Here is a 26,345-nt window from a genome sequence, read left to right on the forward strand (position 1 = left end):
GCGGGTCGTTGCGGCCAGCTGAGATTTTTGTGTACATATTTGCCACAAATGTAGTTATAGCAGCGTTAAATAACTATACCAATTGGCAGAATTGCAAGAATATATTCGCAGTAACGTTAATATAGGCGAGATGTAAGCGATTTAGAAATTTTTAATAACAGCCTGCGAATATGGTAAAATATTATAAATAGAAATACGTTACAGACAGTGGGGGAATGCGCTTTGGTCACTTTATCGGATGTTGCAAAGAAGGCAAATGTTTCAAAAATGACGGTTTCCCGGGTGATTAATCACCCCGAGCAGGTAACTGCGGAACTGCGCGATTTGGTCCATGAAGCCATGGCCGCTTTGCAATATCGGCCGAACTCGGCGGCAAAAGCCCTGGCCAATAACCGCACCAACGTGGTCAAGGTCGTTATCCTGGAAGATGTGGGCGTGACCGAGCCTTACTACATGAACCTCCTGTTTGGCATCGCTAAGGGCCTCGATAAGGAGCAATACGCGCTGCAGCTGGTGACGGACCGCAGCCACATCGACAAGGGCAATCCGGACGGTTACATCGTCACGGGGGCCAGGAACAGCGACATCGCCCTGCTGGATAAGCTGCAAGATCCGGTGGTAATCTTCGGGGAGAACCGATATGGCTATGACTTCATTGACACCGACAACAAGCTCGGTATCCAAAAGGCCACGGAGTTCGCCCTCGCTAAGCACTACCAGTCACTCATTTTCATCGGCATCGACGTGAAGGAGCCATTCGAATACTCACGTGAGGCTGGCTACATTAACACGCTGCAAAAAAATAAGATGCTGCCCCGCATTCACCGGATGGGCAACCACTCGCACTTATCGCAGAGCTTCATCAACGAACACTGGCACGAGTTCGCCCGCAACACGGTGTTCATCTGCGCTAGTGACCGCCTGGCCGTGGGGGTCGTCCGCGGGATTTTGCAAAATGGCGGGCAGATTCCCAATGATTTTGGCGTCATTGGCTTTGATGGCGTGTTCCTGGATCAAGTCTCGAACCCGCAGATCACCACTATTCGCCAGCCCGTACAGCAGCTGGGCGAGCTGCTGGCGCGGATGCTGCTGCAAAAGATTGCCCAGTCCGGCGCCCAGCAAGGGGAACTGATGGTGACGCCAGAACTGCTGGTGCGCGGCACAACGCGGGCATAATCAGGCTAGCGGTAAAAACAGGTTGAGGAATAATGCTAACAGGGTGCCAACTAGCAGGTGGGGGATGAAGGCCAGGCGCTTGGTGCGAATGCACAGGCCGTAGCTAATCCCGCTCAGGCAGGCCAGAAGTAGGGCAAATAGTGTGAGTAGTCCGCCGAACGTCCACGCGCTGGCCGCAAGCACCAGCACGTCGGCACTGCCCATGCCGCTGGTGCAGTAGGCAAACAGGCCACCAGCAACCAAAAAACAGATGCCAACCAGAAAGTTGCCGCGATTACTGAAAAGGCTGCAGAGGGCCAAAGCGATGGTCCAGGTGTCGCTAATGGCGGCGGGGACGCTTTGCCGCCTTGCATCGTCGACGGCGAGCAGCAAAATGCCGGCGAAAAAAATGAAGTACATTACGGATTCCATGGTGCACCTACCCCAATTTGTTTTGCGCCGCGCTCTAGCGTATACTTGAACGCGTACTATAATAGATTTCACCAAAACTAGGCAAAAGCCCCGAAAAAACTTTGCGACAAGGTTTTTTTCTGTAAACACGCCATCTTTTCGGCTGGATGTGTTGACACTGGGGGCCAATCCTAGGTATACTATCCAAGGTGCTTTTTTCCAGTATATTCGGCTTGTCCGACGCGCTGGTTCATCGTTGTCCAGGGTTAATTGTTAACCCTAGGCGGGCACCGAACCTAGATGCCGCCGGGCCGGCTAATTTTTTCACACAAAAATGAACCGCCTGGATGTGTGGACTTAAAATAGCACATAATTTGAAAGGAGGAACCTTTGAATGCCAACCATTAACCAATTGGTACGCTCAGGTCGTAAGTCTCAGACAACCAAGTCCAACTCTCCTGCGTTGAACTTCGGTTACAACAGTAAGAACAAAGCCCTCACCAACACACCAGCTCCTCAGAAGCGCGGTGTTGCTACTCGTGTCGGCACCATGACGCCAAAGAAGCCTAACTCCGCTCTCCGGAAGTACGCTCGTGTGCGTCTGTCCAACCTGATTGAAGTTACTGCCTACATTCCTGGTATCGGCCACAACCTGCAGGAACACTCTGTTGTTCTTATCCGTGGGGGCCGTGTAAAGGACTTGCCTGGGGTACGTTACCACATCATCCGTGGTGCGCTTGATACAGCCGGCGTTGACGGCCGTATGCAGAGCCGTTCTAAGTACGGTGCAAAGCGCCCTAAGGCTAAGAAGTAATCTTTCAACTATAAAAAATTCACCCCTAGCATGGGGCAATAACTAGGAGGCTATCAGGATGCCACGTAAAGGCAATGTTACAAAGCGAGATGTCCTGCCTGACCCAATTTACAATTCTAAATTGGTAAGTCGCTTGATCAACCACTTGATGGTTGATGGTAAGCGCGGTAAGGCTTCAACCATTATCTATGATGCATTCGACATCATTAAGACCCAAACCGGTAACGACCCAGTCGAAGTATTTGAGGAAGCCATGAAGAACATCATGCCTGTCCTTGAAGTTAAGGCTCGCCGTATCGGTGGTTCTAACTACCAGGTGCCAATCGAAGTTCGCCCAGACCGTCGTACGACGCTCGGCCTTCGTTGGCTCACACAATACTCCCGTCAGCGCGGTGAACACACCATGGACGAACGTCTTGCACGTGAAATCATGGATGCTGCGAACAACACTGGTTCTGCAGTTAAGAAGCGTGAAGACACGCACAAGATGGCAGAAGCTAACCGGGCTTTCGCACACTATCGTTGGTAAGAAATTGGGCTATTATATGCGGGTTATGTCGTCATATAGTAGCCTTTTTCTAAATCCAAACAAACAAATTAATCAATTAAAATTGAGAGGAGCAATAATTTCACATGGCTAACAAGCGTGAATTCCCACTTGAAAAAACCCGGAACATCGGGATCATGGCCCACATCGATGCGGGTAAGACCACGACGACCGAGCGTATCCTGTACTACACGGGTAAGATCCACAAGATTGGTGAAACCCATGACGGTGCTTCACAGATGGACTGGATGGCCCAGGAACAGGAACGTGGGATTACCATCACTTCTGCTGCCACCACGGCTGTCTGGAAGGGTAACCGTGTTAACATCATTGACACCCCAGGACACGTTGACTTCACTATGGAAGTTGAACGTTCCCTCCGTGTTCTTGATGGTGCCGTAACCGTTCTTGACGGCCAGGCCGGTGTTGAACCACAGACCGAAAACGTTTGGCGTCAGGCTACGACTTACAGCGTTCCCCGGATTGTGTTCGTTAACAAGATGGACAAGATCGGTGCTGACTTCAAGTTCTCCGTTCAGTCTATCCACGACCGTCTGGGTGCCAACGCACATGCCGTTCAGCTGCCAATCGGTGCTGAAGACAACTTCGCCGGGGTTATCGACCTTCTGACCATGAAGGCTGACCTCTACGATGAAGACGAACTTGGTTCCGAATGGGACGTTGTTGACGTTCCTGACGACTACAAGGAAGAAGCAGAAGCTGCCCGTGCTGACCTCGTTGAAGCCGTAGCTGACGTTGATGACGACATCATGGACAAGTACCTTGAAGGCGAAGAAATCTCCGTCGACGAACTCAAGGCTGCTATCCGTAAGGCCACCATCAACCTTGAATTCTACCCTGTATTTGCAGGTTCCGCCTTCAAGAACAAGGGTGTTCAGATGATGCTTGACGGGGTTGTTGACTACCTGCCAAGCCCACTCGACGTTAAGCCTTACAAGGCAACCAACGCCGACACTGACGAAGAAGTTGAACTGATTGCCGGTGACGACAAGCCTTTCGCTGCCCTTGCATTCAAGATTGCTACTGACCCATTTGTTGGTCGTCTGACCTTCATCCGTGTCTACACTGGTACCCTTGAATCCGGTTCTTACGTTCAGAACACCACTAAGGGCGTTCGTGAACGTGTTGGTCGTCTGCTGCAGATGCACAGTAACCACCGTCAGGAAATCCCTGAAGTATTCTCTGGTGATATCGCTGCCGTTATCGGTCTGAAGAACACCACTACTGGTGACTCCCTGACCGAAAAGGACAACCCTATCGTCCTTGAATCCATGGAAATCCCAGAACCAGTTATCCAGGTTTCTGTTGAACCTAAGTCCAAGGAAGACCGGGACAAGCTCGACATTGCGATTCAGAAGCTCGCTGAAGAAGACCCAACGTTCCGTGCTGAAACTGACCCTGAAACCGGTGAAACTCTGATTGCCGGGATGGGTGAACTGCACCTGGACATCATGGTTGACCGTATGCGTCGTGAATTCAACGTTGACGCCCAGATCGGTGCGCCTCAGGTTGCTTACCGTGAAACCTTCACCAAGTCCGCTAGCGCACAAGGTAAGTTTGTTCGCCAGTCTGGTGGTAAAGGTCAGTATGGTGACGTTTGGGTTGAATTTACCCCTAACGAAGAAGGTAAAGGCTTCGAATTCGAAGACGCTATCGTTGGTGGCGTTGTTCCTCGTGAATACATCCCATCAGTTGAACAGGGTCTGAAGGAATCTATGGCTAACGGTGTTCTTGCCGGTTACCCTCTGATCGACGTTAAGGCTAAGCTCTACGATGGTAGTTACCACGAAGTCGACTCTTCTGAAGCTGCATTTAAGGTTGCTGCATCCATGGCCCTTAAGAATGCTGCTAAGAGTGCCGGTGCCGTTATTCTTGAACCTATCATGAAGGTCGAAGTTGTTGCTCCAGAAGAAAACTTCGGTGACATCATGGGTCAAGTTACTGCACGTCGTGGTCGCGTTGAAGGTATGGAAGCACGTGGTAACGCCCAGGTTGTTAACGCCATGGTCCCACTTGCTGAAATGTTCGGTTACGCTACTACTCTTCGTTCTGCTACTCAGGGTCGTGGTACTTTCACCATGACCTTCGACCACTACGAAGCTGTACCTAAGTCCATTCAAGAAGAAATCATCAAGAAGAACGGCGGTCAGTAATCAGTGTCTAACTGATTAGTGCAAATAAAGCCCTTAAGTAATCACAATTGTGGTTGCTTAGGGGCTTTTTTGCGCGTTCAAAAAATCCCGGGCGATGTTGCGTCCGGGATATGCTTTAGCTATTTTTGATTTGTTTTGTGAACTGTGCTGCCAGTTTCTTACTTAGGTAGTATTGCCGGTTGCCGGTACGCGTGCGGGCTAGCGGCACCTTGCCGTCATAATGGAGCAGCGCGTTTAGGTCCGCTGGCTCCAGGCCTTTTTCGTCGGCGGCAACCCACATTGCGTCGAGGGCGGCGTTGATTAGCTTTTCTTCGCGGGTAACGTAGTACATGACGCCAATATAGAGGACAAGTAGCAACACCGACAGCCACATGAGCGGGGTAAGCAGCGCGATGAGGAATACGATCACGAGCGTGGCAGCGTTGAAGATACTAATTGCGGTTTGAAATGTTCGGATACGCATAGGAACCTCCAGGAATATGTAGTGTCTACATTATACACTAAGCGGGCCGAACATAAGGTCGCGGCCCGCGATTGTTATGCAGAATGCTCTGCAATTTGGTTAAGCAACTTGTTGATGCGTTTAATTTCGCGCAGGGGCAGGTAATACGTCCGGTGCTCTGGCCGGGTTGATTCAAGGTCAATACTGCCTTGATACTTCGTTACCTTACCCAAGTCAGCAGCAGATAAGCCTAATTTATCGGCCTGGAGCCACATGTTGTCGAGCAACTTATTGGCGGTACGCTGGCCGTAATCAGGGCCAAACCAGTACACAAGCACGAAGATAATTCCGGCAACAATGGGGTATTTAGGTCTGAGGACCGTCATCAGAACAACAAATAGAAGAAACAGGATTGCGTTATAGGCCCAGACGATGGCCCGTGCTTTGCGAACAGACAAAAAATCACTCCTCGATTTCGGCGAAATAGGTTGTCTTTAGTGTAGCATTTCTGACCGCAAAGGATGGAATTTTTGTTATATTTGCCCATTATCGTGAAAATCACGGACAGGATTTTCCTCGCAATCGGTTTCGTGAAATCAAAAATGAAAGCTAAATAAAAATATTTGCAGTTCAAGAAAAAAGTATGCATAAACCCCTTGATATCGGCTTTTTATTGCTGTATACTTCTAAAAGTGCTGATTATCCAGGGGCGCATTGCGCACCTCGATGCTTTGGCGCAGAGTAGCGTGGATGTGAGAGGTTGCGACACGCCCGGCCGCTTTGCCATGGCGGCGTGTTGGTAATTTTCACGGAGCTAGTCTACTAGTTCATAATAGACGAAGGAGGAAACACAATTGGCAAAACAAAAGATTCGCATCCGGCTTAAGGCTTACGAACACCGGATTCTTGATCAGTCTGCAGAGAAGATTGTTGAAACTGCTAAGCGCACTGGCGCAGCCGTTTCTGGTCCTATCCCTCTGCCAACCGAACGGACCCTGTACACGGTGCTGCGTTCACCACATAAGTACAAGGACTCTCGGGAACAGTTCGAAATGCGCACACACAAGCGCCTGATCGACATTGTTAACCCAACTCCAAAGACAGTCGATGCTCTTATGAAGCTCGACCTGCCAAGCGGCGTTGACATTGAGATCAAACTTTAATCTATAGGAAATTGGAGGTGTACCCATGTCTCGTAAAGGAATCTTAGGTAAAAAGGTCGGCATGACCCAAGTCTTTACCGAAAAAGGTGAACTCGTACCAGTTACCGTTATTGACGTAACTCCTAACGTTGTTCTCCAGGTTAAGACTAACGAAACTGACGGCTACGAAGCCGTTCAGCTCGGGTTTGGCGACAAGCGTGAAGTTCTGACCAACAAGCCTGCCCAAGGGCACGCAAAGAAGGCGAACACCACCCCTAAGCGCTTCATTAAGGAACTCCGTGATGTAGCGCTTAGCGAATACGAAGTCGGTTCTGAAGTTAAGGCCGACACTTTCGCTGCTGGTGACATCGTGGATGTTACTGGGACAACGAAGGGTCACGGTTACCAAGGTAACATCAAGAAGGACGGTCAGTCCCGTGGACCTATGGCTCACGGTTCTCGTTACCACCGTCGTCCTGGTTCCCTTGGTGCAATTATTAACAAGGTATTCAAGGGCAAGAAGCTCCCAGGTCGGATGGGTAACAAGACTGTTACCATGCAGAACCTTGAAGTTGTTTCTGCTGACCTTGAACACAATGTATTGCTCATTAAGGGTAACGTCCCTGGGGCAAACAAGTCTTTTGTTACCGTTCGGACCGCTGTTAAAGCGGCCAACAAATAATTACGAAGGGAGGACATTAACAGATGGCTAACGTTACTTTGTACAAGCAAGATGGTTCCGAAAACGGCTCAGTTGAACTGAACGATGCTATTTTCGCCATCGAACCAAACGATAACGTCGTATTTGATGCAATTCTGATGCAGCGTGCTTCTCTTCGTCAGGGTACCAGCAAGGTTAAGAACCGTCACGAAGTTTCTGGTGGTGGCCGCAAGCCATGGCGTCAGAAGGGTACTGGTCGTGCACGTCAGGGTTCTATCCGTTCCCCACAGTGGCGTGGCGGTGGTATCGTCTTCGGACCTCACCCACGCAGCTACAGCTACAAGCTTCCTAAGAAGGTTCGTCGCTTGGCACTCAAGTCCGTTCTTTCTGAAAAGGTTGCAGAATCTGCACTCGTTGCAGTTGACGCATTCAGCTTTGACGCTCCTAAGACCAAGGACTTTGCTAAGTCCCTTAAGAGCTTGAACGCAGAAGGTAAGACATTGGTTGTTCTTGAAGCCGGCAACGACAACGCTGCTTTGGCTGCACGCAACCTGCCAAACGTTAAGGTAGTTGACGCAGAAGGGATTAACGTCCTGGACATCGTTAACGCTAAGAAGCTGGTTGTAACCCAAGCAGCTCTCCAGAAGATTGAGGAGGTGTTCGCATAATGGATGCACGCGACGTAATTCTTCGCCCAATCATTACCGAACAGTCTACCGCAGAAATGGACAACCGCAAGTACACCTTTGAAGTTGCTCTGCACGCAGACAAGACGCAAGTTCGTCGTGCTGCTGAAGACATCTTCGGTGTAAACGTGAAGAGCGTTAACATTGCGAATGTTCGCGGTAAGAAGAAGCGCCAGGGTCGTTACGAAGGTACGACGCGTCGTCGCCGTAAGGCCGTAGTTACCCTGACCAAGGATTCTAAAGACATTAAGATCTTTGAAGACTAGTTCTTTAAATTCTAAATAGGAGGTAAAAATCGTGGCGATTATTAAGTACAAGCCAACCAGCAACGGTCGCCGGAACATGTCCGGTTCCGACTTTGCTGAAATCACCAAGAAGGCGCCTGAAAAGTCCCTTCTTGAAAGCCAGAGTCACACTGCCGGCCGTAACGCCCACGGGCACATTACGGTTCGTCACCGTGGCGGTGGTCACAAACAGTTCTACCGTGTAATTGACTTCAAGCGCACGAAGGACGACGTAACCGCTAAGGTTACTGCCATCGAATACGATCCAAACCGTACAGCAAACATTGCTTTGCTTACTTACGAAGATGGGGTTAAGACCTACATCCTCGCACCTAAGGGTCTCAAGGTAGGGGACAAGGTAGTTTCTGGTCCTGATGCAGATATCAAGCCTGGTAACAACCTGCCACTTGCTAACATTCCTGATGGTACTACGATTCACAACATCGAACTTAAGCCTGGTAAGGGTGGTCAGCTCGCACGTTCCGCCGGTGTCTCAGCACAACTGCTTGGTCACGACGGCAAGTACGTAACTGTTCGTCTTGCATCTGGTGAAGTACGGATGATTCTTTCCGTTAACCGTGCAACCATTGGTGAAGTTGGTAACGCTGAACACGCCCTTATCAACATTGGTAAGGCTGGTCGCAAGCGCTGGCTCGGCTTCCGTCCTACCGTTCGTGGTTCTGTAATGAACCCTAACGATCACCCTCATGGTGGTGGTGAAGGTAAGGCTCCTATCGGTCGTCCAAGTCCTCTGTCCCCATGGGGTAAGAAGACGTTGGGTAAGAAGACGCGCGATACTAAGGCTAAGTCCGAGAAGTTCATCGTTCGTCACCGTAAGCACAAGTAAACCACTAACCATAGTTAAGGAGGTCACACAATGGGTCGCAGTCTTAAAAAAGGACCTTTTGCCGATGCTTCACTTCTGAAGAAGATTGAAGCACAGGCAGATAACGACAAGAAGACCGTCATCAAGACATGGTCACGTCGTTCAACCATTTTCCCTAGTTTCATCGGCTACACCATCGCTGTTTACGATGGTCGTAAGCACGTCCCAGTTTTCGTTTCCGAAGACATGGTTGGCCACAAGTTGGGCGAATTCGTACCAACTCGTACCTTCCGTGGGCACATCGTTGCCGACAAGAAGACCGCTAAGCGCTAGAAAGGAGCAATCAACACATGACTGAAACAATTACGTCTGCAACCGCTACGGCGAAGACGGTGCGGATTGCTGCTCGCAAAGTGCGTTTGGCAATCGACTTGATTCGCGGCCGGGGCGTTGATGAAGCCCTTGCCATTCTGGAATTCACCCCACGTGGTGCTTCTCCAGAAATTGCCAAGGTATTGAAGAGTGCTATTGCTAACGCAGAACACAACTTCGATCTTGACAAGCAGAACCTGTACGTTAAGGAAGCTTTCGTTAACGAAGGCCCTACCCTCAAGCGGTTCCGTCCTCGCGCTAAGGGTTCTGCATCACCAATCAACAAGCGTACCAGCCACATTACCGTGACTGTTGCTGAAAAAGAAGCTTAAGGAGGGATACACGTGGGTCACAAGATTAATCCTAATGGGTTCCGTGTGGGTGTCATCCGTGATTGGGAAGCTAAGTGGTATGCTGAAAAGGATTTCGCTACCTTCCTTCACGAAGACCTCAAGATCCGGAGCTTCATTAACGAAAAGCTTGCTGACGCTTCAGTTTCTACTATTGAAATTGAACGTGCAGCAAACAAGGTCAACGTTTCCATTCACACCGCAAAGCCAGGTATGGTAATCGGTAAGGGTGGTTCCGAAGTTGAAGCATTGCGTAAGCAGCTCAACGCATTGACCGGTAAGAACATTCACATTAACATTGTCGAAATCAAGAAGCCAGATCTCGATGCCAAGCTCGTCGGCGAAAACATTGCCAGCCAGCTTGAACAGCGGATCGCTTTCCGTCGCGCAATGAAGCAGACCATGCAGCGTACAATGCGTGCAGGTGCCAAGGGTATCAAGACCCAGGTTTCCGGCCGTTTGAACGGTGCTGACATTTCCCGTCGCGAACACTACGCTGAAGGAACTGTTCCTCTGCACACTCTGCGTGCGGACATTGACTACTCTTGGCAGGAAGCTAAGACCACATACGGTCAGCTGGGTGTTAAGACCTGGATCTACCGTGGTGAAATCCTTCCTGAAAAGAAATCATCTGCGAAGGGAGCGAAGTAACCGATGCTTGTACCAAAGCGTGTTAAGCACCGCCGCGAATTCCGTGGTAAGATGCGTGGTGCCGCTAAAGGCGGTAAAGAAGTAAGTTTCGGTGAATACGGTCTGCAGGCCCAGGAATCTTCATGGATTTCCAACCGCCAGATTGAAGCAGCTCGTATCGCCATGACCCGCTACATGAAGCGTGGTGGTAAGGTTTGGATCCGTATCTTCCCTCAGAAGTCCTACACCAGTAAGGGTGTTGGGGTTCGTATGGGTAATGGTAAGGGTGCGCCTGAAGGCTGGGTAGCTGTAGTTAAGCGCGAAAAGGTTATGTTCGAAGTCGCCGGTGTTCCGGAAGAAGTCGCACGTGAAGCCCTTCGCCTTGCATCAAACAAGCTCCCAATCCGCACTAAGATTCTGAAGCGCGAGGAAGTAGGTGGCGAATCAAATGAAGGCTAAAGAAATTACCGCATTGAGCGCTGCTGAAATGCTTGACAAAGAGAAGCAGTACAAAGAAGAGCTTTTCAATCTGCGTTTCCAGCAGGCTACGGGTCAGCTTGAAAACACTGCTCGTCTGAAGCAGGTTAAGAAGAACATTGCCCGTATCAAGACGGTCCTGCGTCAGCAGGAACTGAACAAGTAGGAAAGGAGCCAATACCTTGGAAGAACGCAACAGTCGTAAAGTTTATCAGGGTCGCGTGGTTTCCGCCAAGATGGACAAAACCATCACCGTTGAGGTAAGTACAACAAAGACTCACCCAACGTATGGCAAGCGCGTTAAGTACTCCAAGAAGTACTACGCCCACGACGAAGAGAACGCAGCCAAAGTTGGCGACACCGTTCAAATCATGGAAACTCGTCCGCTGTCAAAGCAGAAGCGGTTCCGCTTGCTCAGCATCGTTGAGAAAGCCGTTATTATTTAACAGAATTTCGTAGCGAAAGGAGGACACAAAAGTGATTCAACAAGAAAGTCGCCTCAAAGTGGCAGATAACTCCGGTGCACGCGAAATCCTCGTAATTAAGGTGCTCGGCGGTTCATTCCGTAAAACCGGTAACATCGGTGATGTCGTTGTGGCAACGGTTAAGCAGGCAACGCCAGGTGGTGTTGTCAAGAAGGCTGACGTGGTTAAGGCAGTTATTGTCCGTACCAAGTCTGGTCAGCGCCGTGCCGACGGTTCTTACATCAAGTTCGACGAAAACGCAGCAGTAATCATCAACGCTGACAAGTCGCCAAAGGGTACTCGTATCTTTGGCCCTGTCGCTCGTGAGCTGCGTGACAACGACTTCATGAAGATCGTTTCATTGGCACCCGAAGTTCTGTAATTTTCCCCAGTAAGAGGAGGTGCAACATGTTTATCAAAACTGGTGACAAAGTCCGTGTTATGCGTGGTAAAGACGCTGGCAAGGAAGGCACCGTAACCAAGATCCTTAAGGACAAGGACCGTGTGGTTGTCGAAGGTGTCAACATGATTAAGAAGCACGTAAAGCCATCTACGACGAACCCTAATGGCGGTGTTGTAGATACTGAAGCAGCTATTCACGTTTCTAACGTAATGTTGCTGGATCCTGAAAGTGGCAAGCCAACCCGTGTTGGTAAGGACGACAAGCACGCTCGCGTTGCTAAGAAGTCCGGCGCCGCAATCGACAAGTAAGCAGAAAGGAGGACCCAATTTTCATGGCTAATCGTTTACAAGAACGCTACAGCAAAGAAATCGCACCTGCATTGGTTGAAAAGTTCAGCTACAAGAGCACAATGCAGACGCCAAAGATTGACAAAATCGTTTTGAACATGGGTGTTGGTGACGCAACTCAGAATGCTAAGCTCCTCGACGAAGCAGTTGAAGAACTCAAGCTCATCTCTGGTCAGCAGCCACTCATCACCAAGGCGAAGAAGTCTATCGCGGGCTTCCGTCTGCGTGAAGGCATGCCAATCGGTGCCAAGGTAACACTCCGTGGCGAACGGATGTATGACTTCCTTGACAAGCTGATCAACGTTTCACTTCCACGTGTTCGTGACTTCCATGGTATTTCTACCAAGAGTTTCGACGGTCGTGGTAACTACACCCTGGGTGTACGTGAACAGTTGATTTTCCCAGAAATCGACTACGATCAGGTTAACCGTGTGCGTGGTTTGGACGTTGTTATCGTCACAACCGCAAACACTGATGAAGAATCTCTCGAATTGCTCAAGCAGTTCGGGATGCCATTCGCTAAGTAAGGAGGTCTACCACTTGGCTAAGAAGTCTCTCATTATTAAGAACGAGCGCCCAGCTAAGTTTGCAGTGCAGGAATACACCCGCTGCAAGCGTTGTGGCCGGCCACACTCCGTTTACCGCAAGTTTCAGCTTTGCCGGATCTGCCTTCGCGAGTTAGCACATGCCGGTCAGATCCCTGGTCTCAAAAAGGCCAGCTGGTAACATTTACCTAGACAAAGGAGGTTTAACTAATGGTCCTGACAGATCCAATTGCAGATTACTTGACACGGATTCGTAACGCCAACATGGTTCGTCACGAAAGCCTCAATGTTCCTGCTTCCAAGATTAAGGTCGCTATGTCCGAAATCCTGAAGAGCGAAGGTTTCATCCGCGACTACGAAGTAATTGACGACGACAAGCAGGGTGAAATCCGCATTTTCCTCAAGTACGGCAAGAACAACGAACGCGTTATCTCCGGCTTGAAGCGTATTTCCAAGCCTGGTCTGCGCACTTACGTCAAGGCTGACGCAGTTCCTAAGGTCCTTAACGGCCTGGGCATCGCGATCATTTCCACGTCTGATGGTGTTATCACGGACAAGGAAGCTCGCGCTAAGAACGTCGGCGGCGAAGTTCTCGCATACATTTGGTAATTAATACAAAAAATAGAGGAGGTGCACACCTGTGAGTCGTATCGGTTTGAAAGTTGTTAACATCCCAGCGGGGGTTACAGTTACCAACGACGGCGACAATGTCACCGTTAAAGGTCCCAAGGGTGAACTGACTCGTCAGTTTGACTCAAACATCAAGATGAGCATCGAAGGCACGGAAGCTAAGTTTACCCGTGAATCCGACGCTTACAAGGCATTGCATGGTACAACCCGTGCAAACTTCAACAACATGGTTATCGGGGTTACGGAAGGTTTCAAGAAGGACCTTTCCCTGGTCGGTGTTGGTTACCGTGCTCAGATGCAGGGTAGCAAGCTTGTGCTTAACGTTGGTTACTCCCACCCAGTAGAGATGGAAGCACCAGCAGGCGTCAAGGTTGAAGTTCCTGGTACCACCAGCATTACCGTTTCCGGGATCAGCAAGCAAGAAGTTGGGGAGTTCGCTGCCCAGATTCGTGCCGTTCGTTCCCCAGAACCTTACAAGGGTAAGGGTATTCGTTACGTCGATGAAGTTGTTCGTCGTAAGGAAGGTAAGACTGGTAAGTAACATCAGATTAGGCAATTGCGCCTAACCTAACACACACATTAACGAGGTGAACATTGTGATTTCTAAGCCAGATAAGAACAAGACTCGTGCAAAGCGCCATGCGCGTGTACGGGGCAAGATCTCTGGTACGAGCGAGCGCCCACGCTTGAACGTATTCCGTTCTAACAAAAACATCTACGCACAGTTGATTGATGACGTAGCGGGTGTGACGCTAGCAAGTGCCTCCACTCTCGATAAAGAAGTTAGTGATGATCTTAACAAGACCGAGCAGGCAACCGCTGTTGGTGAATTGATCGCCAAGCGCGCTGTTGCTGCTGGTAAAGAGGAAGTCGTATTTGACCGTGGTGGGTATCTCTATCATGGGCGTGTAGCTGCGCTTGCCACAGCTGCTCGTGATAACGGCCTCAAATTCTAAACAAAGGAGGATATCCAACTCATGGCAGAATACATCGATCCAAACCAGCTCGATTTGGAAGATCGCGTAGTTTCCATCAACCGTGTTACAAAGGTTGTTAAGGGTGGTCGCCGCCTGCGTTTCGCAGTCATCGCAATCGTCGGTGACAAGGCTGGCCACGTTGGCTTTGGTACCGGTAAGGCTCAGGAAGTTCCTGAAGCTATCCGCAAGGCCGTTGAAGACGCTAAGAAGAACCTGATCACGGTGCCTATCGTTGGGACCACGCTTCCTCACGAAGTAATTGGTCACTACGGTGCTGGTGAAGTTCTTCTTAAGCCAGCCGTTGAAGGTTCCGGGGTTGCCGCTGGTGGTGCTGTCCGTGCCGTTATGGAACTTGCCGGCGTCAGCGACGTTACCAGTAAGTCCCTCGGCCGGAACACGAACATCAACATGATTCGTGCAACCGTCGATGGTTTGAAGCAACTTAAGACCGCGCAGCAGCTTGCTGACTTGCGTGGGGTCTCCGTTGCACACCTGACAGACTAGGAGGTAGACAATAATGGCTCAGCTGAAGATCACGTTGATTAAGAGCGCAGCACACCGTCTGCCTAAGCAACGTAAAATCGTTAAGGAATTTGGTCTTAACCGGATCAGCAGCTCCGTTATCAAGCCTGATAACGCTGCTACTCGCGGTGTGATTTTCCAAATTTCCCACCTGGTTTCTGTTGAAGAAATCAAGGACTAAAACAAACCTAGAACAAGGAGGTGCGAACACTAATGAAACTGCACGAATTGACACCAAGTGAAGGTTCCCGTCACTCCAAGAAGCGTCTTGGCCGTGGTACTTCTAGTGGTCAGGGTAAGACTGCTGGTAAAGGTACTAAGGGTCAATTGGCTCGTCAGGGTGGTAAGACCCGTCTCGGTTTCGAAGGTGGTCAGATGCCACTGTTCCGTCGTATGCCTAAACGCGGCTTTAACAACATTAACCGCAAGGAATACGCTATCGTGAACCTTAGCGACCTGAACCGCTTCGAAGACGGCGCCGATGTTACTGCAGCAGCACTTGTCGAATCTGGCCTCGTGAAGAACGAACAGGACGGCATCAAGCTGCTCGGCAACGGTGAACTTACCAAGAAGCTCAACATCAAGGTAGCAAAGGCATCTGCAGCTGCTCAGGCAGCAGTTGTTGCTGCAGGCGGTACGATTGAGGTGATCTAATGATTGCAACCCTCAAAAACGCGTTCAAGGTTAAAGAGATTCGCAATAAGCTTTTCTTCACCTTGGCAGTTTTACTGGTTTATCGCCTAGGGGCACAGATTTCCGTCCCTGGTATTGATGCTGGTGCACTGAACAAGATTGGCTCAACTGGTTTGATTTCAATCTTGGACACAGTCAGTGGTGGTGGGTTGTCGAACTACTCCATCTTCGCGTTGGGGGTTTCGCCTTACATTACCGCACAGATTGTGATTCAGTTGCTCCAGATGGACATCGTGCCTAAGTTCGTTGAGTGGAGTAAGCAGGGTGAAGTTGGTCGGCGTAAGTTGAACCAATGGACCCGTTACCTCACCATCGGGCTCGCGATGTTCCAAGCAATCGGGATTACAGCTGGATTCCAGGTGCTTTCCCAGTATGGCTTGGTTGCCAACCCAACCCCTAAAACATTCATTATCTTGGGCATCATCATGACCGGTGGCACAATGCTGCTGACCTGGATGGGTGAACAGATAACGGATAAGGGTCTTGGGAACGGGATTTCGTTACTCATCTTTGCCGGGATTATTGCCCGGCTTCCAAGTGGGATTCAGGAAATTTGGCGGGATCAGATTACGAACAACTCAGCTAGCGACCGCTGGCAGGGTGTCGTCTTCATGATTGCGTTGGTTCTGCTGGTACTCATCGTGGTAACATTTGTTACCTGGGTTCAGCAAGCTAACCGCAAGATTCCGATCCAATATACCCGCCGCGTGACGAGCGCGGGGGATAACTCCTACCTGCCACTGAAGATTAACGTTGCCGGGGTTATCCCAGTTATCTTTGCCAGTTCTTTCATTGTGACGCCGCAGACAATTCTGATGGCGTTCCAAGCTAAGCACAGCACGGATACCTGGTACATCTGGGCGTCAAACGTCTTTAGTATGACCAAACCATGGGGGATTGCACTCTACACCTTGCTGATTGTTCTGTTCACGTTCTTCTACGCCTTTGTCCAGGTTAACCCGGAAAAGGTTGCGGAGAACTTGACGAAACAAGGAAGCTACATTCCAGGCGTTTGGCCTGGTAAAGCCACCGAAAAGTATCTTTCCGGTGAGCTGATGCGGTTATCCACCGTTGGGGCACTGTTCCTTGGGTTCGTTGCGCTGCTTCCACAGCTTGCAGCGAACATCTGGGGACTGCCGCAGTCAATTGGACTCGGTGGTACGAGCCTACTGATTGTTGTTATGACCGCCATTGAACTGGTTCGCCAGATTAATGGTTTGCTGATGAAGCGCGAGTACATCGGCTTCATCCGGGATGACTTGATCAAGTAGGACAGAACGGAGGAAACACTGTGAATTTGATGCTCATGGGTCTGCCGGGTGCCGGTAAGGGTACCCAGGCGGAGAAGATTGTGGACAAGTTTCCAATTGCCCACATTAGCACCGGTGACATGTTCCGTGCTGCTATCAGCAACGGGACGGAGCTCGGAAAGCTAGCTAAGTCGTTTATCGACAAGGGGCAGCTTGTTCCGGACGAAGTTACCGAAGGGCTAGTCAAGGAACGGTTGCAAGAACCCGATACGGAAACTGGCTACATGCTAGACGGTTTCCCCCGGACGATTGCACAGGCTGAAGCACTCGAGACTATCGGTTCCGAGCTGAAGAAGCCCCTTGATGCCGTCATCAACATTGATGTTGATCCGGCGATTCTCGGCGCGCGTCTCTCCGCACGCTACATTTGCAAAACCTGTGGTGCAACTTACAACAAGTTGTCCCACAACCCCAAGGTCGAAGGCACCTGTGATCGTTGTGGAGGACATGAGTTCTTCCAGCGCGACGATGACAAGCCCGAGACCGTGCAAAACCGCCTCAAGGTCAACATCGAAATGAACACGCCCCTGCTTGATTTCTACGCTGACCGCAAGTTGCTATTTACCGTAAATGGTGACCAGGACATTGACGCGGTATTCGCAGAGATTGAATCAATTCTCGATGGACTTAACAAGTAAATCGAGGGTGGCATCGTCTGTCGACGGGCAGACTTGTTTTCAACGTGCGAAAATTGTGATACACTGACGCAGTGTGTCATAGGTCGACGTCCAGGCAGTTTTCGTGGGCGCAGTTATATTTATATAATGACCAACCGGACGAGGAGGAAATAGTTCCGTGGCAAAAGACGATGTCATTGAAATTCAGGGCACCGTGGTGGATACCCTACCCAACGCGATGTTCCAAGTCGAGCTTGAAAATGGTGCAAAAATTCTGGCTCACGTATCTGGTAAAATTCGGATGCACTACATCCGGATTCTTCCCGGTGACCGTGTAACCGTTGAGTTGTCTCCGTACGACTTGACCAAGGGCCGAATCACTTACCGTTTCAAGTAGCCAAGACAGGAGGCAAAAACAACAATGAAAGTACGTCCATCAGTTAAGAAAATGTGCGAGCACTGCAAAGTTGTACGCCGCAAGGGTCGCGTTATGATCATTTGCTCTGCTAACCCTAAGCACAAGCAGCGCCAAGGTTAATCTAGAATAAAAACAGGAGGTGTCATAACATGGCTCGTATTGCAGGTGTCGACTTGCCCCGCGGCAAGCGTATCGTGATTGCTCTTACCTACATTTATGGTATTGGTAACACGACTGCACAGAAGATTATCGCTGACTCCGGTGTTTCTGAAGACGTTCGCGTCGAAGACCTTACACCAGACCAGGAAGATAAGCTTCGTCAGGAAGTAGAAAAGTACCGTGTTGAAGGTGATCTTCGTCGTGAGACCAACCTCAACATCAAGCGTCTCATGGAAATTGGCTCCTACCGTGGCATCCGTCACCGTAAGGGTCTTCCAGTTCGCGGTCAACACACCAAGAACAACGCACGCACGCGCAAGGGTAAGAAAACTACCATTGCCGGCAAGAAGAAATAAGTAAGGAGGTTCGTATAGATGGCACAACGCAAGACAACCCGTAAGCGCCGTGTACGCAAGAACATCGAAACCGGTGTTGCGCACATCCACTCCACGTTTAACAACACCCTCGTCATGATTACTGACGTTCAGGGTAATGCCGTGGCTTGGTCTTCAGCTGGTGCTCTTGGGTTCAAGGGTAGCCGTAAGTCCACTCCATTTGCTGCGCAGATGGCTGCTGAAGCTGCTTCTAAGGAAGCTATGGAACACGGTCTGAAGTCCGTTGAAGTAGCAGTTAAGGGACCTGGTTCAGGTCGTGAAGCTGCAATTCGCGCGATCCAGGCTACCGGGATTGACGTCACCGCTATTCGCGATGTAACGCCAGTACCACATAACGGTTCTCGTCCTCCAAAGCGGCGTCGTGTGTAGTTTGTATACCCACACGTCTCGTTTACTGGAGGCAGGGTATGCTGACATCACTCTCGTTCTGAAAGGGGTACACTTTAGATGATCGAATTTGAAAAGCCAAACATTACCAAAGTTGACGAAAACAGCAACTACGGCAAGTTTGTCATCGAGCCACTCGAACGCGGGTATGGTACCACACTCGGGAATTCGTTGCGGCGGATTTTACTTTCATCTTTGCCTGGGGCTGCAGTCTCAAGCATTCAGATTGACGGCGTGCTCCACGAGTTCTCCACAATCGATGGGGTTCTCGAGGATGTTACCCAAATCATCCTGAACATCAAGAAGCTTGCTTTGAAGATGCACGGTGATGGCGAAAAGACAGCTGAAATCAACATTGAGGGTCCAGCAACGGTTACCGCTGCTGACATCAAGACCGATGCAGATGTCGACGTCCTGAATCCTGAACAGTACATTTGTACAGTCGCTGAAGGTGCTGAATTGCACATGCGGATGACTGTCAAGTCTGGCCGTGGTTACGTGCCAGCTGTTCAGAACAAGACCGATGACATGCCGATTGGCGTAATTGCTGTCGACTCGATTTTTACCCCGATCAGTCGGGTTAACTACCAGGTTGAGAGCGCACGTGTTGGTCGTCGGAGTGACTTTGATAAGTTGACTCTTGATGTTTGGACTAATGGTTCAATCAACCCACGCGAGGCTATCGCTCTGGCAGCGAAGATTCTGACCGATCACTTGGCCATCTTCGTTAACCTGACCGACGATGCCAAAAACACGGAGATTATGGTCGAAAAGGAAGAAGACCACAAGGAGAAGATGCTCGAGATGACAATCGAAGAGCTGGATCTTTCTGTGCGGTCTTACAACTGCTTGAAACGTGCTTCAATTAACACGGTTCAGGAACTGACCAACAAGTCCGAAGCCGAAATGATGAAAGTGCGCAATCTGGGCCGTAAATCACTTGAAGAAGTGAAGAACAAGCTTGCTGACTTGGGCCTCAGCCTGCGCCAGGATGATTAATTCGTAAAGGAGGCCAAAATTCATGAGTTACCGGAAATTGGGACGTACCAGTTCCCAGCGTAAGGCACTGCTTCGTGACCTTACCACCGATCTGATTATCAACGAACGTATCGTCACAACTGAAGCACGCGCGAAGGAATTGCGCTCTGTTGCAGAAAAGATGATTACGCTTGGTAAGCGCGGCGACCTGCACGCACGTCGTCAGGCAGCAGCATTTGTCCGTAATGAAGTTGCGGATGTTACCGAAAAGGATGACACGGTTGTAGTTTCTTCCGCTCTGCAGAAGTTGTTCAACGACATTGCAAAGCGTTACGAAAGCCGTAATGGTGGTTACACCCGTATCCTTAAAACGAGCCCTCGTCGTGGTGACGCGGCACCGATGGTTATCATCGAACTCGTTTAATTTGGCAACGTGCGGCGGGGCGCTTCAATGCGTTCCGCCGTCTTGCTAATCGGGACTGCAACTGCAGCGCCTAACTAAGCGGCGGGAAGAGCAATCCTCTTGCCACAATGTAAAACCGAACTAACCCCCGGGGCTAGTTCACTTTGATCATTTGATCGATGGAGCGTTACGATGATGGGCATCCTTTCTGGGTGCGGTAGTAATACCAAGGTGCGGGTTTTGCCCAATCCTCTTAGTCTAGCTTGCGAGTGCTGAGGCAACTCGGCCCTCCATCCGTCACTTGATTTACATAATAATGGGGTGTGTCCTTGGGGCACGCCCCGTTTTTGTATTTTGGTCCAGTATCCGGACAGATTCTGGACTTTGATTTTGCCGACCCGGAAGTTATGGTAAAATTGGCATAGAATTTTGACACACTTACTGAAAATGGAGGGGCATATGAACGACAACATCATTACGGTTGAGCATCTAGAGTATTCATACCGTGACAGCACCCAAGCGGCGTTGCAGGACGTCTCGTTAACTGTCCCCCGTGGTGCATGGGTGTCAGTGATTGGCCATAACGGCAGTGGCAAGAGTACGCTGGCGAAGAACATCCTCGGGCTGCTGGAACCGAGTGCCGGCACGATTACCGTGGACGGCCAGGAACTCAGCGAAGCGACAATGTGGGATATTCGCGCTCAAGTCGGGATTGTGTTCCAGAATCCAGAGACGCAGTTCGTGGGCGCGACTGTTGCCGATGACGTTGCCTTTGGCCTGGAGAACCGGGCCGTCCCGCGTGCGGAAATGCTGCAGCGTGTAGATGTGGCCTTGCAAGCGGTGCGGATGACAGAGTTTGCCGACCGCGAACCGGCGCACTTGTCCGGGGGGCAGAAGCAGCGCGTGGCAATTGCGGGCGTTGTTGCCCAGCGGCCCAAGGTGATTATTTTAGATGAGGCCACGTCGATGCTCGATCCAGCGGGGCGCCGGGAAATCATTGCTCTCATTAAGCAGCTGAAGGCGGAGCTGGGCTTAACGGTACTCTCGATTACCCACGACCTGGATGAGGCGAGCAATAGTGACAAGATTATCGTGCTGGACGATGGTCAAGTGGTGGAGACCGGTACGCCAGCGCAGATTTTCAGCCACGGCCAGGACTTATTAACCCACGGGTTGGATGTTCCGTTTGCCCAGCAGCTCCAGGATGAATTACAGAAGCTCGGGGTGGTATTTCCCGGGACATATTTTGACGATGAAGGGTTGGTGGATTACCTGTGGACATTACGTTCGACCATGTAAGTTATACGTACCAAGCGGGAACCCCAATGGCTGGCGTCGGGCTCGACGACGTGTCACTGACCATTCATGGCGGGGAGTACACGGCCATTATTGGGCACACCGGCTCCGGGAAGAGCACGCTGCTCCAACACCTGAATGCACTGATTAAGCCCACCAGCGGGACCGTGACGATTGGTGACCGCACCATTACGAGTGCAACCAGCAACAAGAACTTGCACGAGTTGCGGCGGCAGGTCGGGATGGTCTTTCAGTTCGCTGAAAGCCAGCTATTTGCGGCGACTGTGCGCGAAGATGTAGCGTTCGGCCCACGCAACTTTGGCGTGAGTGCGGCCGACGCAGATGCTCTGGCTGTGAAGATGATTGCGCGGGTAGGGTTGCCGGCGGATGTTTTGGACCGCTCGCCCTTTGATCTGTCCGGGGGCCAGATGCGCCGGGTTGCCATTGCTGGTGTGCTCGCGATGCAGCCGGAGATTCTGGTGCTGGATGAACCAACAGCCGGGCTGGACCCAGTTGGCCGCCGCGAGATGATGGCCCTGTTCGCGCAGCTGCATGCGGCGGGGCAAACCATTGTGCTCGTGACGCACCAGATGGATGATGTGGCCGACTATGCAGACCGTGTATTCGTGCTTGATCAGGGGCAGTTGGTAAAGCAAGGCACGCCGCAAGCGATTTTCCAAGATGCGGATTGGCTGCTGGACCACCAGCTTGGATTGCCACGGACAACGCAATTTGCCTTGCAGCTACGCAAGCGCGGGTTTCAGTTTGCGCACTTGCCGCTTAAAAGTGCCGAGCTGGCGCAAATGCTGGCACCGCAGTTAGGGGGCCAGGCCCATGAGTAAAATGATTCTGGGCCGGTACATTCCCGGTGATTCGTTTATCCACCGGCTGGACCCCCGCACGAAGCTGCTCGCAACCTTCTTCTACATTGCCATCGTCTTTTTGGCGAACAATTGGCAGAGTTATCTGTTTTTAACCGTTGTGACCCTGGCAATTATTCCGTTGGCCCGGGTGAGCTTTAAGTTCTTCATTAATGGATTAATGCCGGTCTTGTTCCTGCTTGTGTTCACGGTGCTGATTCAAATCTTCTTCACCACCGGTGGTCAGGTGTACTGGCGTTGGGGCTGGCTCAGTGTGACCAGCCTGGGTCTGATTAATGCGGGCTTCGTGTTCATCCGCCTGGTGCTCATTATTTTCATGTCAACGCTGCTGACCCTGACCACGCCGTCGTTGTCATTGGCGGATGCGGTGGAGTCACTGCTGAAGCCTCTGGCAAAGATTCATTTTCCCGTGACCGAAGTAGCGCTGATGCTCAGTATTGCGCTGCGCTTTGTGCCGACGCTGATGGACCAAACGACTAAGACGATGAATGCCCAACGCGCGCGGGGTGTGGACTTCGGTAGTGGCGGGTTGGTGAAGCAGATTCGGACCATCGTCCCGCTATTTATCCCGCTGTTTGTCTCGGCCTTCACGATGGCGGATGACCTGGCAACGGCGATGGAAGCACGTGGTTATCGTGATGGACTCGGGCGCACCAAGTACCGGGTATTGCATTATGGTAAGCGCGACGCAATGACGACGGGCGCACTGGCAGTACTGACCCTGGGCTTACTGATTTTACGGCGCTAACTTAGGCGCGAATGGAGGAAACTGTGCAACATTATCGCTTAACCCTTGAATATGACGGGACCAAGTTCGCTGGCTATCAGGTGCAGCCGCAACAGCGCACGGTGCAGGGCGTTCTGCAGCGCGCGCTCACGAAGATGGCGAAGGGGACGCCGGTGCACATCGACGGATCCGGGCGCACGGATTCTGGTGTACACGCGTTGGGGCAGGTGGTGTCGTTTGATTACCCGGGAAATATTCCGCCCCAGAATATGCTCATGGGCTTAAACAGCATGATGCCGCTTGATATTCTGATTAAGGATGTGCAGTACGCGGACCCCGACTTTCACGCGCGGTATTCCGCTAAGGGCAAGCGGTACATGTATCGCGTCGCTCTGGGCAAGTACACCGACCCCTTCAAGCGCCTCTATACGGGTCATTACGCCTACAAGGTGGATGTGACCCGGATTCAAGTGGCGCTGCAAGACCTCATCGGGACCCATGATTTTACGAGCTTTGCGGCTAGTGGTGGGGTGATTGAGGACAAGGTGCGAACCATTTATGATGCAACGTGCACCTATGATGCGGCAAACAACGAGTTGATTATGGAATTTTATGGCAACGGCTTTTTGTACAACATGGTCCGCATTCTGGTTGCCACGGCGCTTGAGATTGGCAATGGCCGGCGGGACCAGCACGACTTCATTCGCCTGTTTGCGGTGAAAGATCGGCAGCAGGCACGCGGGACGGCACCTGCCTCTGGACTTTACCTCAAGGAAGTATATTATTAAACAATCGGGCAGTTTTATTTGCAAGATAGCGCTGCGAACCGCCTGGACGTGTTGACGTGGGCGGGGATAATTGTTATCATAGCATTTGGTATTGTTTGCCCCACGTAAGCCCCGGAAATCTTACAAGTGTCAAACAAACACAGAAATTTGGAGGAAACTCATCGTGCGTACAACATTTTTGGCTAAGCCAGGTGAAATCGAACGCAAATGGTACGTCATCGACGCAACCGACATCTCTCTTGGTCGTCTTGCATCCGTCGTAGCATCTATTCTTCGTGGTAAGAACAAGCCAACGTTCACCCCTAACGTAGATACTGGTGATAACGTGATCGTTATCAACGCTTCTAAGGTCAAGCTGACCGGTCGTAAGGCTACTGACAAGATTTACTACCGTCACAGCCAGCACCCAGGTGGTCTTAAGCAGGAAATTGCTGGGGACCTTCGGGAAAACAACCCAGAACGTTTGATCGAATACGCAGTTAAGAAGATGCTGCCAACCAAGAACACTCTTGGCCACCAGCAGTTCCTGAAGCTGCACGTGTACGCAGGCGCAGAGCACGACAATGCTGCTCAGAAGCCTGAAGTACTCGACATCAAGGACCGTATCTAAGGAGGATCATCATGGCAGACGTTGTAGCATACAGCGGCACAGGCCGCCGCAAGAACTCCGTTGCCCGCGTACGTCTCGTACCCGGTACCGGTAAGATTACCATGAACGGCAAGGATGCACATGACTACCTTCCGTTCGAAAACCTGATTTTGGACATGACCCAGCCATTTGGACTTACTGAAACCGTCGGCCAGTACGACGCTTTGGTTAACGTTAATGGTGGGGGCTTCACTGGCCAGGCAGGCGCAACTCGTCACGGGATTGCCCGTGCCCTGCTCGCTGTTGACCCTGACTTCCGCGCAGCTCTCAAGAAGGCCGGCATGCTCACACGTGACCCTCGTATGAAGGAACGTAAGAAGCCAGGTCTCAAGAAGGCTCGTAAGGCTAGCCAGTTCTCCAAGCGTTAATTTTACGATTATCAGCATAGAGATAATAAAAGCATCCTGCTTGCGGGGTGCTTTTTTCGTGGGGCGGAAAAATCGGAGACGTAATTGCGTCACTAGCCCCACTTTTGAAGAAAGAGGATGCCCAAATGGATAATACAATCACATACAGTATTGGTGACGTCGCCAAGCGCTTAGGCCTGACGGTGCAAGCGATTCGTTATTATGATGCGGAGGGCTTGCTACCATTGTTGAAGCGCGATGCTGGCGGCCGGCGCGTGTTTACCGAAGATGATATCCGTACATTGCAGATGATTTTAGACTTACGTGATGCGGGCGTGTCGATCAAGGATAGTGCGCAGTTTGAAAACTGGCGCTTACAAGGGGATCAAACCCTGCAAGATCGCGCTGATTTTTTGGCTGCACATGAACATGAACTGCAGTCGCGCATTGATAGCCTGAACGCGTCAATGGCCCATTTGCACTTTAAACAGTGGTATTATCAAACCGCGCTGCAAGCTGGCACCGAGCAGATCCATTTGGTTGGTGATACCAAAGAAATCACCCAAGCCACTTTTGATGATTATGCCAAATTGCAGAGCGATGCGTCGCTTGACCTCTAGTCGACTATAGGGTCTATGCTGTGATCTGAGGGGGTCTTGGCATGAAAATTATGATTATTGGCGTGTTCGGTCGCGCGGGGCGGGCGATTTATCGAGAAGCTCAGCGACGGGGACACGAGGTCGTCGGCGTCGCGCACCGTCGCCACAAGCATCCCGTGGTGGATCAGTTGATCCTCAAAGATATCCAAGCGTTGACCAAAGACGATGTTAAAGGCTTTGATGCAGTGATTGACGCCGTCGGGGCGTGGTCTACGCAGACTGAAGTTGTGCACACATTAGGGCTGGCGCATGTGATTGCTTTATTGCAAGGCACGAAGACGCGCTATTTGAAAGTCGGTGGGGCTAACACGCTGTATACAGATTCTGAGCATCACCATCAACTCCAAGAATATCGGCGGTATTACCCGCGCTATATGCAGGATTTGTGTTTAGCGCATAGCATTGGCTTGGAGCAACTAAAAGACAGTCACGATGTTTTGTGGACATACGTGACGCCACCGTATAATTTTGATCCTGCAGGGCACACGACTGGGCACTATCAAGTGACCGGGGATGAATATTTTCCCACACCTGATCCAAGTGATGGGCAAAATGATTACATCAGTTATTCAGATTATGCCAAAGGGATGATCGATATCGTTGAGAGTCATCAATATATTGGTCAGCAGATTACCTTATTTTCAGGCAACAATCCAGATCCCAGTCAACGCTATTGAGTTGCGCCTAAATCTCGCTGATTATCAGCGGGATTTTTTTGAAAAATGCTTGACCTCTAGTTCACTATAGGCTGTATTGTAGTGCTTGCACTACGAAAGTGA

Annotated in this window: 44 protein-coding genes; 41 read left to right on the plus strand and 3 right to left on the minus strand. The window is 50.8% G+C overall.

The annotated features are described in order from the left end of the window. The first annotated feature begins 222 nt into the window (after positions 1–222). On the plus strand, positions 223–1,176 hold the full coding sequence (locus tag FC18_RS10770; RefSeq protein WP_056976286.1) for a LacI family DNA-binding transcriptional regulator: 954 nt from the start codon (positions 223–225) through the stop codon (positions 1,174–1,176). Here FC18_RS10770 and FC18_RS10775 read toward each other — a convergent pair whose 3' ends face one another. After that, on the minus strand, positions 1,177–1,575 hold the full coding sequence (locus tag FC18_RS10775) for a hypothetical protein (protein WP_156660910.1): 399 nt from the start codon (positions 1,573–1,575) through the stop codon (positions 1,177–1,179). 385 nt (positions 1,576–1,960) lie between these two features. Between FC18_RS10775 and rpsL the strand changes: the two genes are divergently transcribed. The 3 genes from rpsL to fusA all read left to right on the plus strand — a co-directional run bounded on the left by rpsL (position 1,961) and on the right by fusA (position 5,101). Next, positions 1,961–2,380 (plus strand): 30S ribosomal protein S12, encoded by a 420-nt coding sequence (gene rpsL, locus FC18_RS10780; protein ID WP_054675435.1) that lies wholly within the window; start codon positions 1,961–1,963, stop codon positions 2,378–2,380. Positions 2,381–2,438: 58 nt separating this feature from the next. Next, positions 2,439–2,909 (plus strand): 30S ribosomal protein S7, encoded by a 471-nt coding sequence (gene rpsG / locus FC18_RS10785; protein WP_054675438.1) that lies wholly within the window; start codon positions 2,439–2,441, stop codon positions 2,907–2,909. Positions 2,910–3,013: 104 nt separating this feature from the next. Then, positions 3,014–5,101, plus strand: coding sequence for an elongation factor G (fusA, locus tag FC18_RS10790; RefSeq protein WP_054675441.1), 2,088 nt, complete (start codon positions 3,014–3,016; stop codon positions 5,099–5,101). 115 nt (positions 5,102–5,216) lie between these two features. On the opposite strand, the gene FC18_RS10795 is transcribed toward fusA, so the two are convergent. Both FC18_RS10795 and FC18_RS10800 read right to left on the minus strand, forming a co-directional pair. After that, positions 5,217–5,564 (minus strand): hypothetical protein, encoded by a 348-nt coding sequence (locus FC18_RS10795; protein ID WP_054675444.1) that lies wholly within the window; start codon positions 5,562–5,564, stop codon positions 5,217–5,219. Between the two features lie 74 nt (positions 5,565–5,638). Further along, a complete protein-coding gene (locus tag FC18_RS10800) occupies positions 5,639–6,001 on the minus strand; it encodes a hypothetical protein (RefSeq protein WP_054675447.1) in 363 nt (120 codons plus the stop codon). Positions 6,002–6,397: 396 nt separating this feature from the next. Here FC18_RS10800 and rpsJ point away from each other — a divergent pair, with 396 nt between their 5' ends. The 37 genes from rpsJ (at position 6,398) to FC18_RS10980 (ending at position 26,243) form a co-directional block, all read left to right on the plus strand. Beyond that, the gene (gene rpsJ, locus FC18_RS10805; RefSeq protein ID WP_054675450.1) at positions 6,398–6,706 is read left to right on the plus strand and encodes a 30S ribosomal protein S10; all 309 of its coding nucleotides are present in this window, start codon (positions 6,398–6,400) and stop codon (positions 6,704–6,706) included. Between the two features lie 25 nt (positions 6,707–6,731). Next, positions 6,732–7,367, plus strand: coding sequence for a 50S ribosomal protein L3 (gene rplC / locus FC18_RS10810; RefSeq protein WP_054675453.1), 636 nt, complete (start codon positions 6,732–6,734; stop codon positions 7,365–7,367). A gap of 23 nt (positions 7,368–7,390) precedes the next feature. After that, positions 7,391–8,014, plus strand: a complete 624-nt coding sequence (rplD, locus tag FC18_RS10815; RefSeq protein ID WP_054675456.1) for a 50S ribosomal protein L4 — start codon at positions 7,391–7,393, stop codon at positions 8,012–8,014. Then, complete coding sequence (gene rplW / locus FC18_RS10820) at positions 8,014–8,298, plus strand: 50S ribosomal protein L23 (protein WP_054675458.1); 285 nt, start codon at positions 8,014–8,016, stop codon at positions 8,296–8,298. Before rplD ends, rplW begins: the two co-directional genes overlap by 1 nt. Positions 8,299–8,329: 31 nt before the next feature. Then, a complete protein-coding gene (gene rplB, locus FC18_RS10825; RefSeq protein WP_054675461.1) occupies positions 8,330–9,163 on the plus strand; it encodes a 50S ribosomal protein L2 in 834 nt (277 codons plus the stop codon). A 30-nt stretch (positions 9,164–9,193) separates the two neighbouring features. Further along, on the plus strand, positions 9,194–9,475 hold the full coding sequence (rpsS, locus tag FC18_RS10830; RefSeq protein ID WP_054675464.1) for a 30S ribosomal protein S19: 282 nt from the start codon (positions 9,194–9,196) through the stop codon (positions 9,473–9,475). A gap of 17 nt (positions 9,476–9,492) precedes the next feature. After that, complete coding sequence (gene rplV, locus FC18_RS10835; protein WP_056976290.1) at positions 9,493–9,846, plus strand: 50S ribosomal protein L22; 354 nt, start codon at positions 9,493–9,495, stop codon at positions 9,844–9,846. Between the two features lie 12 nt (positions 9,847–9,858). Beyond that, entirely contained in the window at positions 9,859–10,515 is a 657-nt protein-coding gene (gene rpsC, locus FC18_RS10840) for a 30S ribosomal protein S3 (protein WP_054675470.1), read from the plus strand. Between the two features lie 3 nt (positions 10,516–10,518). Next, a complete protein-coding gene (gene rplP, locus FC18_RS10845) occupies positions 10,519–10,953 on the plus strand; it encodes a 50S ribosomal protein L16 (RefSeq protein WP_054675472.1) in 435 nt (144 codons plus the stop codon). Beyond that, on the plus strand, positions 10,943–11,137 hold the full coding sequence (rpmC, locus tag FC18_RS10850; RefSeq protein ID WP_054675477.1) for a 50S ribosomal protein L29: 195 nt from the start codon (positions 10,943–10,945) through the stop codon (positions 11,135–11,137). The genes rplP and rpmC overlap by 11 nt, the downstream gene beginning before the upstream one ends. Positions 11,138–11,153: 16 nt before the next feature. After that, positions 11,154–11,417 carry a 30S ribosomal protein S17 gene (rpsQ, locus tag FC18_RS10855; protein WP_054675480.1) on the plus strand — a complete coding sequence of 88 codons (264 nt, stop codon included), beginning with the start codon at positions 11,154–11,156 and terminating at the stop codon, positions 11,415–11,417. 31 nt (positions 11,418–11,448) lie between these two features. After that, positions 11,449–11,817, plus strand: a complete 369-nt coding sequence (gene rplN, locus FC18_RS10860) for a 50S ribosomal protein L14 (protein ID WP_054675483.1) — start codon at positions 11,449–11,451, stop codon at positions 11,815–11,817. Between the two features lie 26 nt (positions 11,818–11,843). Further along, entirely contained in the window at positions 11,844–12,146 is a 303-nt protein-coding gene (rplX, locus tag FC18_RS10865; protein ID WP_054675486.1) for a 50S ribosomal protein L24, read from the plus strand. Between the two features lie 23 nt (positions 12,147–12,169). Further along, positions 12,170–12,712 (plus strand): 50S ribosomal protein L5, encoded by a 543-nt coding sequence (rplE, locus tag FC18_RS10870; RefSeq protein WP_054675489.1) that lies wholly within the window; start codon positions 12,170–12,172, stop codon positions 12,710–12,712. Between the two features lie 13 nt (positions 12,713–12,725). Beyond that, complete coding sequence (locus FC18_RS10875; RefSeq protein ID WP_054675492.1) at positions 12,726–12,911, plus strand: type Z 30S ribosomal protein S14; 186 nt, start codon at positions 12,726–12,728, stop codon at positions 12,909–12,911. Positions 12,912–12,940: 29 nt separating this feature from the next. Further along, complete coding sequence (gene rpsH, locus FC18_RS10880) at positions 12,941–13,339, plus strand: 30S ribosomal protein S8 (protein ID WP_054675495.1); 399 nt, start codon at positions 12,941–12,943, stop codon at positions 13,337–13,339. Positions 13,340–13,370: 31 nt separating this feature from the next. Then, on the plus strand, positions 13,371–13,901 hold the full coding sequence (gene rplF, locus FC18_RS10885; protein WP_054675498.1) for a 50S ribosomal protein L6: 531 nt from the start codon (positions 13,371–13,373) through the stop codon (positions 13,899–13,901). A gap of 46 nt (positions 13,902–13,947) precedes the next feature. Further along, on the plus strand, positions 13,948–14,316 hold the full coding sequence (gene rplR / locus FC18_RS10890; protein ID WP_054675502.1) for a 50S ribosomal protein L18: 369 nt from the start codon (positions 13,948–13,950) through the stop codon (positions 14,314–14,316). A gap of 21 nt (positions 14,317–14,337) precedes the next feature. Beyond that, the gene (rpsE, locus tag FC18_RS10895) at positions 14,338–14,841 is read left to right on the plus strand and encodes a 30S ribosomal protein S5 (RefSeq protein WP_054675509.1); all 504 of its coding nucleotides are present in this window, start codon (positions 14,338–14,340) and stop codon (positions 14,839–14,841) included. A 13-nt stretch (positions 14,842–14,854) separates the two neighbouring features. After that, the gene (rpmD, locus tag FC18_RS10900; protein ID WP_054675512.1) at positions 14,855–15,040 is read left to right on the plus strand and encodes a 50S ribosomal protein L30; all 186 of its coding nucleotides are present in this window, start codon (positions 14,855–14,857) and stop codon (positions 15,038–15,040) included. A 32-nt stretch (positions 15,041–15,072) separates the two neighbouring features. Further along, the gene (gene rplO / locus FC18_RS10905; protein WP_056976292.1) at positions 15,073–15,513 is read left to right on the plus strand and encodes a 50S ribosomal protein L15; all 441 of its coding nucleotides are present in this window, start codon (positions 15,073–15,075) and stop codon (positions 15,511–15,513) included. Beyond that, positions 15,513–16,823 (plus strand): preprotein translocase subunit SecY, encoded by a 1,311-nt coding sequence (secY, locus tag FC18_RS10910; protein ID WP_054675518.1) that lies wholly within the window; start codon positions 15,513–15,515, stop codon positions 16,821–16,823. Before rplO ends, secY begins: the two co-directional genes overlap by 1 nt. 20 nt (positions 16,824–16,843) lie before the next feature. After that, positions 16,844–17,500: an adenylate kinase gene (locus FC18_RS10915; RefSeq protein ID WP_056976295.1), complete on the plus strand. Its 657-nt coding sequence runs from the start codon at positions 16,844–16,846 to the stop codon at positions 17,498–17,500. Positions 17,501–17,657: 157 nt separating this feature from the next. Continuing rightward, positions 17,658–17,876: a translation initiation factor IF-1 gene (gene infA / locus FC18_RS10920; protein WP_056976297.1), complete on the plus strand. Its 219-nt coding sequence runs from the start codon at positions 17,658–17,660 to the stop codon at positions 17,874–17,876. Between the two features lie 24 nt (positions 17,877–17,900). Next, complete coding sequence (rpmJ, locus tag FC18_RS11980) at positions 17,901–18,017, plus strand: 50S ribosomal protein L36 (RefSeq protein WP_003567518.1); 117 nt, start codon at positions 17,901–17,903, stop codon at positions 18,015–18,017. A gap of 29 nt (positions 18,018–18,046) precedes the next feature. Next, positions 18,047–18,412: a 30S ribosomal protein S13 gene (gene rpsM, locus FC18_RS10925; protein ID WP_054675521.1), complete on the plus strand. Its 366-nt coding sequence runs from the start codon at positions 18,047–18,049 to the stop codon at positions 18,410–18,412. Positions 18,413–18,430: 18 nt separating this feature from the next. After that, positions 18,431–18,820, plus strand: a complete 390-nt coding sequence (gene rpsK, locus FC18_RS10930; RefSeq protein WP_054675523.1) for a 30S ribosomal protein S11 — start codon at positions 18,431–18,433, stop codon at positions 18,818–18,820. A 78-nt stretch (positions 18,821–18,898) separates the two neighbouring features. Next, on the plus strand, positions 18,899–19,837 hold the full coding sequence (locus FC18_RS10935; RefSeq protein WP_054675526.1) for a DNA-directed RNA polymerase subunit alpha: 939 nt from the start codon (positions 18,899–18,901) through the stop codon (positions 19,835–19,837). 22 nt (positions 19,838–19,859) lie between these two features. After that, positions 19,860–20,240, plus strand: coding sequence for a 50S ribosomal protein L17 (rplQ, locus tag FC18_RS10940; RefSeq protein ID WP_054675529.1), 381 nt, complete (start codon positions 19,860–19,862; stop codon positions 20,238–20,240). A gap of 438 nt (positions 20,241–20,678) precedes the next feature. After that, complete coding sequence (locus FC18_RS10945) at positions 20,679–21,518, plus strand: energy-coupling factor ABC transporter ATP-binding protein (protein WP_054675532.1); 840 nt, start codon at positions 20,679–20,681, stop codon at positions 21,516–21,518. Continuing rightward, on the plus strand, positions 21,494–22,357 hold the full coding sequence (locus FC18_RS10950; RefSeq protein WP_054675534.1) for an energy-coupling factor ABC transporter ATP-binding protein: 864 nt from the start codon (positions 21,494–21,496) through the stop codon (positions 22,355–22,357). The genes FC18_RS10945 and FC18_RS10950 overlap by 25 nt, the downstream gene beginning before the upstream one ends. Then, the gene (locus FC18_RS10955; protein WP_056976299.1) at positions 22,350–23,144 is read left to right on the plus strand and encodes an energy-coupling factor transporter transmembrane component T family protein; all 795 of its coding nucleotides are present in this window, start codon (positions 22,350–22,352) and stop codon (positions 23,142–23,144) included. Before FC18_RS10950 ends, FC18_RS10955 begins: the two co-directional genes overlap by 8 nt. 23 nt (positions 23,145–23,167) lie before the next feature. After that, complete coding sequence (gene truA / locus FC18_RS10960; RefSeq protein ID WP_056976301.1) at positions 23,168–23,911, plus strand: tRNA pseudouridine(38-40) synthase TruA; 744 nt, start codon at positions 23,168–23,170, stop codon at positions 23,909–23,911. A 163-nt stretch (positions 23,912–24,074) separates the two neighbouring features. After that, a complete protein-coding gene (gene rplM, locus FC18_RS10965) occupies positions 24,075–24,521 on the plus strand; it encodes a 50S ribosomal protein L13 (RefSeq protein WP_054675537.1) in 447 nt (148 codons plus the stop codon). Between the two features lie 11 nt (positions 24,522–24,532). Further along, the gene (gene rpsI, locus FC18_RS10970; RefSeq protein ID WP_054675540.1) at positions 24,533–24,928 is read left to right on the plus strand and encodes a 30S ribosomal protein S9; all 396 of its coding nucleotides are present in this window, start codon (positions 24,533–24,535) and stop codon (positions 24,926–24,928) included. 125 nt (positions 24,929–25,053) lie between these two features. Further along, positions 25,054–25,527, plus strand: coding sequence for a MerR family transcriptional regulator (locus FC18_RS10975; protein ID WP_054675543.1), 474 nt, complete (start codon positions 25,054–25,056; stop codon positions 25,525–25,527). Between the two features lie 41 nt (positions 25,528–25,568). Further along, positions 25,569–26,243: an NAD(P)-dependent oxidoreductase gene (locus FC18_RS10980; RefSeq protein WP_054675545.1), complete on the plus strand. Its 675-nt coding sequence runs from the start codon at positions 25,569–25,571 to the stop codon at positions 26,241–26,243. The last annotated feature ends 102 nt before the right edge of the window (positions 26,244–26,345 follow it).

Origin of the sequence: Lacticaseibacillus sharpeae JCM 1186 = DSM 20505, assembly GCF_001436225.1 — a bacterium.
GTDB lineage: Bacteria > Bacillota > Bacilli > Lactobacillales > Lactobacillaceae > Lacticaseibacillus > Lacticaseibacillus sharpeae.

Bases quoted from the DNA above. Each gene is read 5' to 3' on its own strand.
- FC18_RS10775 (WP_156660910.1), bottom strand. From the start codon at position 1,575: ATGTACTTCATTTTTTTCGCCGGCATTTTGCTGCTCGCCGTCGACGAT.
- rpsL (WP_054675435.1), top strand. From the start codon at position 1,961: ATGCCAACCATTAACCAATTGGTACGCTCAGGTCGTAAGTCTCAGACA.
- rpsG (WP_054675438.1), top strand. From the start codon at position 2,439: ATGCCACGTAAAGGCAATGTTACAAAGCGAGATGTCCTGCCTGACCCA.
- fusA (WP_054675441.1), top strand. From the start codon at position 3,014: ATGGCTAACAAGCGTGAATTCCCACTTGAAAAAACCCGGAACATCGGG.
- FC18_RS10795 (WP_054675444.1), bottom strand. From the start codon at position 5,564: ATGCGTATCCGAACATTTCAAACCGCAATTAGTATCTTCAACGCTGCC.
- rplC (WP_054675453.1), top strand. From the start codon at position 6,732: ATGTCTCGTAAAGGAATCTTAGGTAAAAAGGTCGGCATGACCCAAGTC.
- rplD (WP_054675456.1), top strand. From the start codon at position 7,391: ATGGCTAACGTTACTTTGTACAAGCAAGATGGTTCCGAAAACGGCTCA.
- rplW (WP_054675458.1), top strand. From the start codon at position 8,014: ATGGATGCACGCGACGTAATTCTTCGCCCAATCATTACCGAACAGTCT.
- rpsS (WP_054675464.1), top strand. From the start codon at position 9,194: ATGGGTCGCAGTCTTAAAAAAGGACCTTTTGCCGATGCTTCACTTCTG.
- rplV (WP_056976290.1), top strand. From the start codon at position 9,493: ATGACTGAAACAATTACGTCTGCAACCGCTACGGCGAAGACGGTGCGG.
- rplP (WP_054675472.1), top strand. From the start codon at position 10,519: ATGCTTGTACCAAAGCGTGTTAAGCACCGCCGCGAATTCCGTGGTAAG.
- rpmC (WP_054675477.1), top strand. From the start codon at position 10,943: ATGAAGGCTAAAGAAATTACCGCATTGAGCGCTGCTGAAATGCTTGAC.
- rplX (WP_054675486.1), top strand. From the start codon at position 11,844: ATGTTTATCAAAACTGGTGACAAAGTCCGTGTTATGCGTGGTAAAGAC.
- rplE (WP_054675489.1), top strand. From the start codon at position 12,170: ATGGCTAATCGTTTACAAGAACGCTACAGCAAAGAAATCGCACCTGCA.
- rpsH (WP_054675495.1), top strand. From the start codon at position 12,941: ATGGTCCTGACAGATCCAATTGCAGATTACTTGACACGGATTCGTAAC.
- rpsE (WP_054675509.1), top strand. From the start codon at position 14,338: ATGGCAGAATACATCGATCCAAACCAGCTCGATTTGGAAGATCGCGTA.
- rpmD (WP_054675512.1), top strand. From the start codon at position 14,855: ATGGCTCAGCTGAAGATCACGTTGATTAAGAGCGCAGCACACCGTCTG.
- rplO (WP_056976292.1), top strand. From the start codon at position 15,073: ATGAAACTGCACGAATTGACACCAAGTGAAGGTTCCCGTCACTCCAAG.
- secY (WP_054675518.1), top strand. From the start codon at position 15,513: ATGATTGCAACCCTCAAAAACGCGTTCAAGGTTAAAGAGATTCGCAAT.
- rpmJ (WP_003567518.1), top strand. From the start codon at position 17,901: ATGAAAGTACGTCCATCAGTTAAGAAAATGTGCGAGCACTGCAAAGTT.
- rpsM (WP_054675521.1), top strand. From the start codon at position 18,047: ATGGCTCGTATTGCAGGTGTCGACTTGCCCCGCGGCAAGCGTATCGTG.
- rpsK (WP_054675523.1), top strand. From the start codon at position 18,431: ATGGCACAACGCAAGACAACCCGTAAGCGCCGTGTACGCAAGAACATC.
- FC18_RS10935 (WP_054675526.1), top strand. From the start codon at position 18,899: ATGATCGAATTTGAAAAGCCAAACATTACCAAAGTTGACGAAAACAGC.
- rplQ (WP_054675529.1), top strand. From the start codon at position 19,860: ATGAGTTACCGGAAATTGGGACGTACCAGTTCCCAGCGTAAGGCACTG.
- FC18_RS10945 (WP_054675532.1), top strand. From the start codon at position 20,679: ATGAACGACAACATCATTACGGTTGAGCATCTAGAGTATTCATACCGT.
- FC18_RS10955 (WP_056976299.1), top strand. From the start codon at position 22,350: ATGAGTAAAATGATTCTGGGCCGGTACATTCCCGGTGATTCGTTTATC.
- rpsI (WP_054675540.1), top strand. From the start codon at position 24,533: ATGGCAGACGTTGTAGCATACAGCGGCACAGGCCGCCGCAAGAACTCC.
- FC18_RS10975 (WP_054675543.1), top strand. From the start codon at position 25,054: ATGGATAATACAATCACATACAGTATTGGTGACGTCGCCAAGCGCTTA.
- FC18_RS10980 (WP_054675545.1), top strand. From the start codon at position 25,569: ATGAAAATTATGATTATTGGCGTGTTCGGTCGCGCGGGGCGGGCGATT.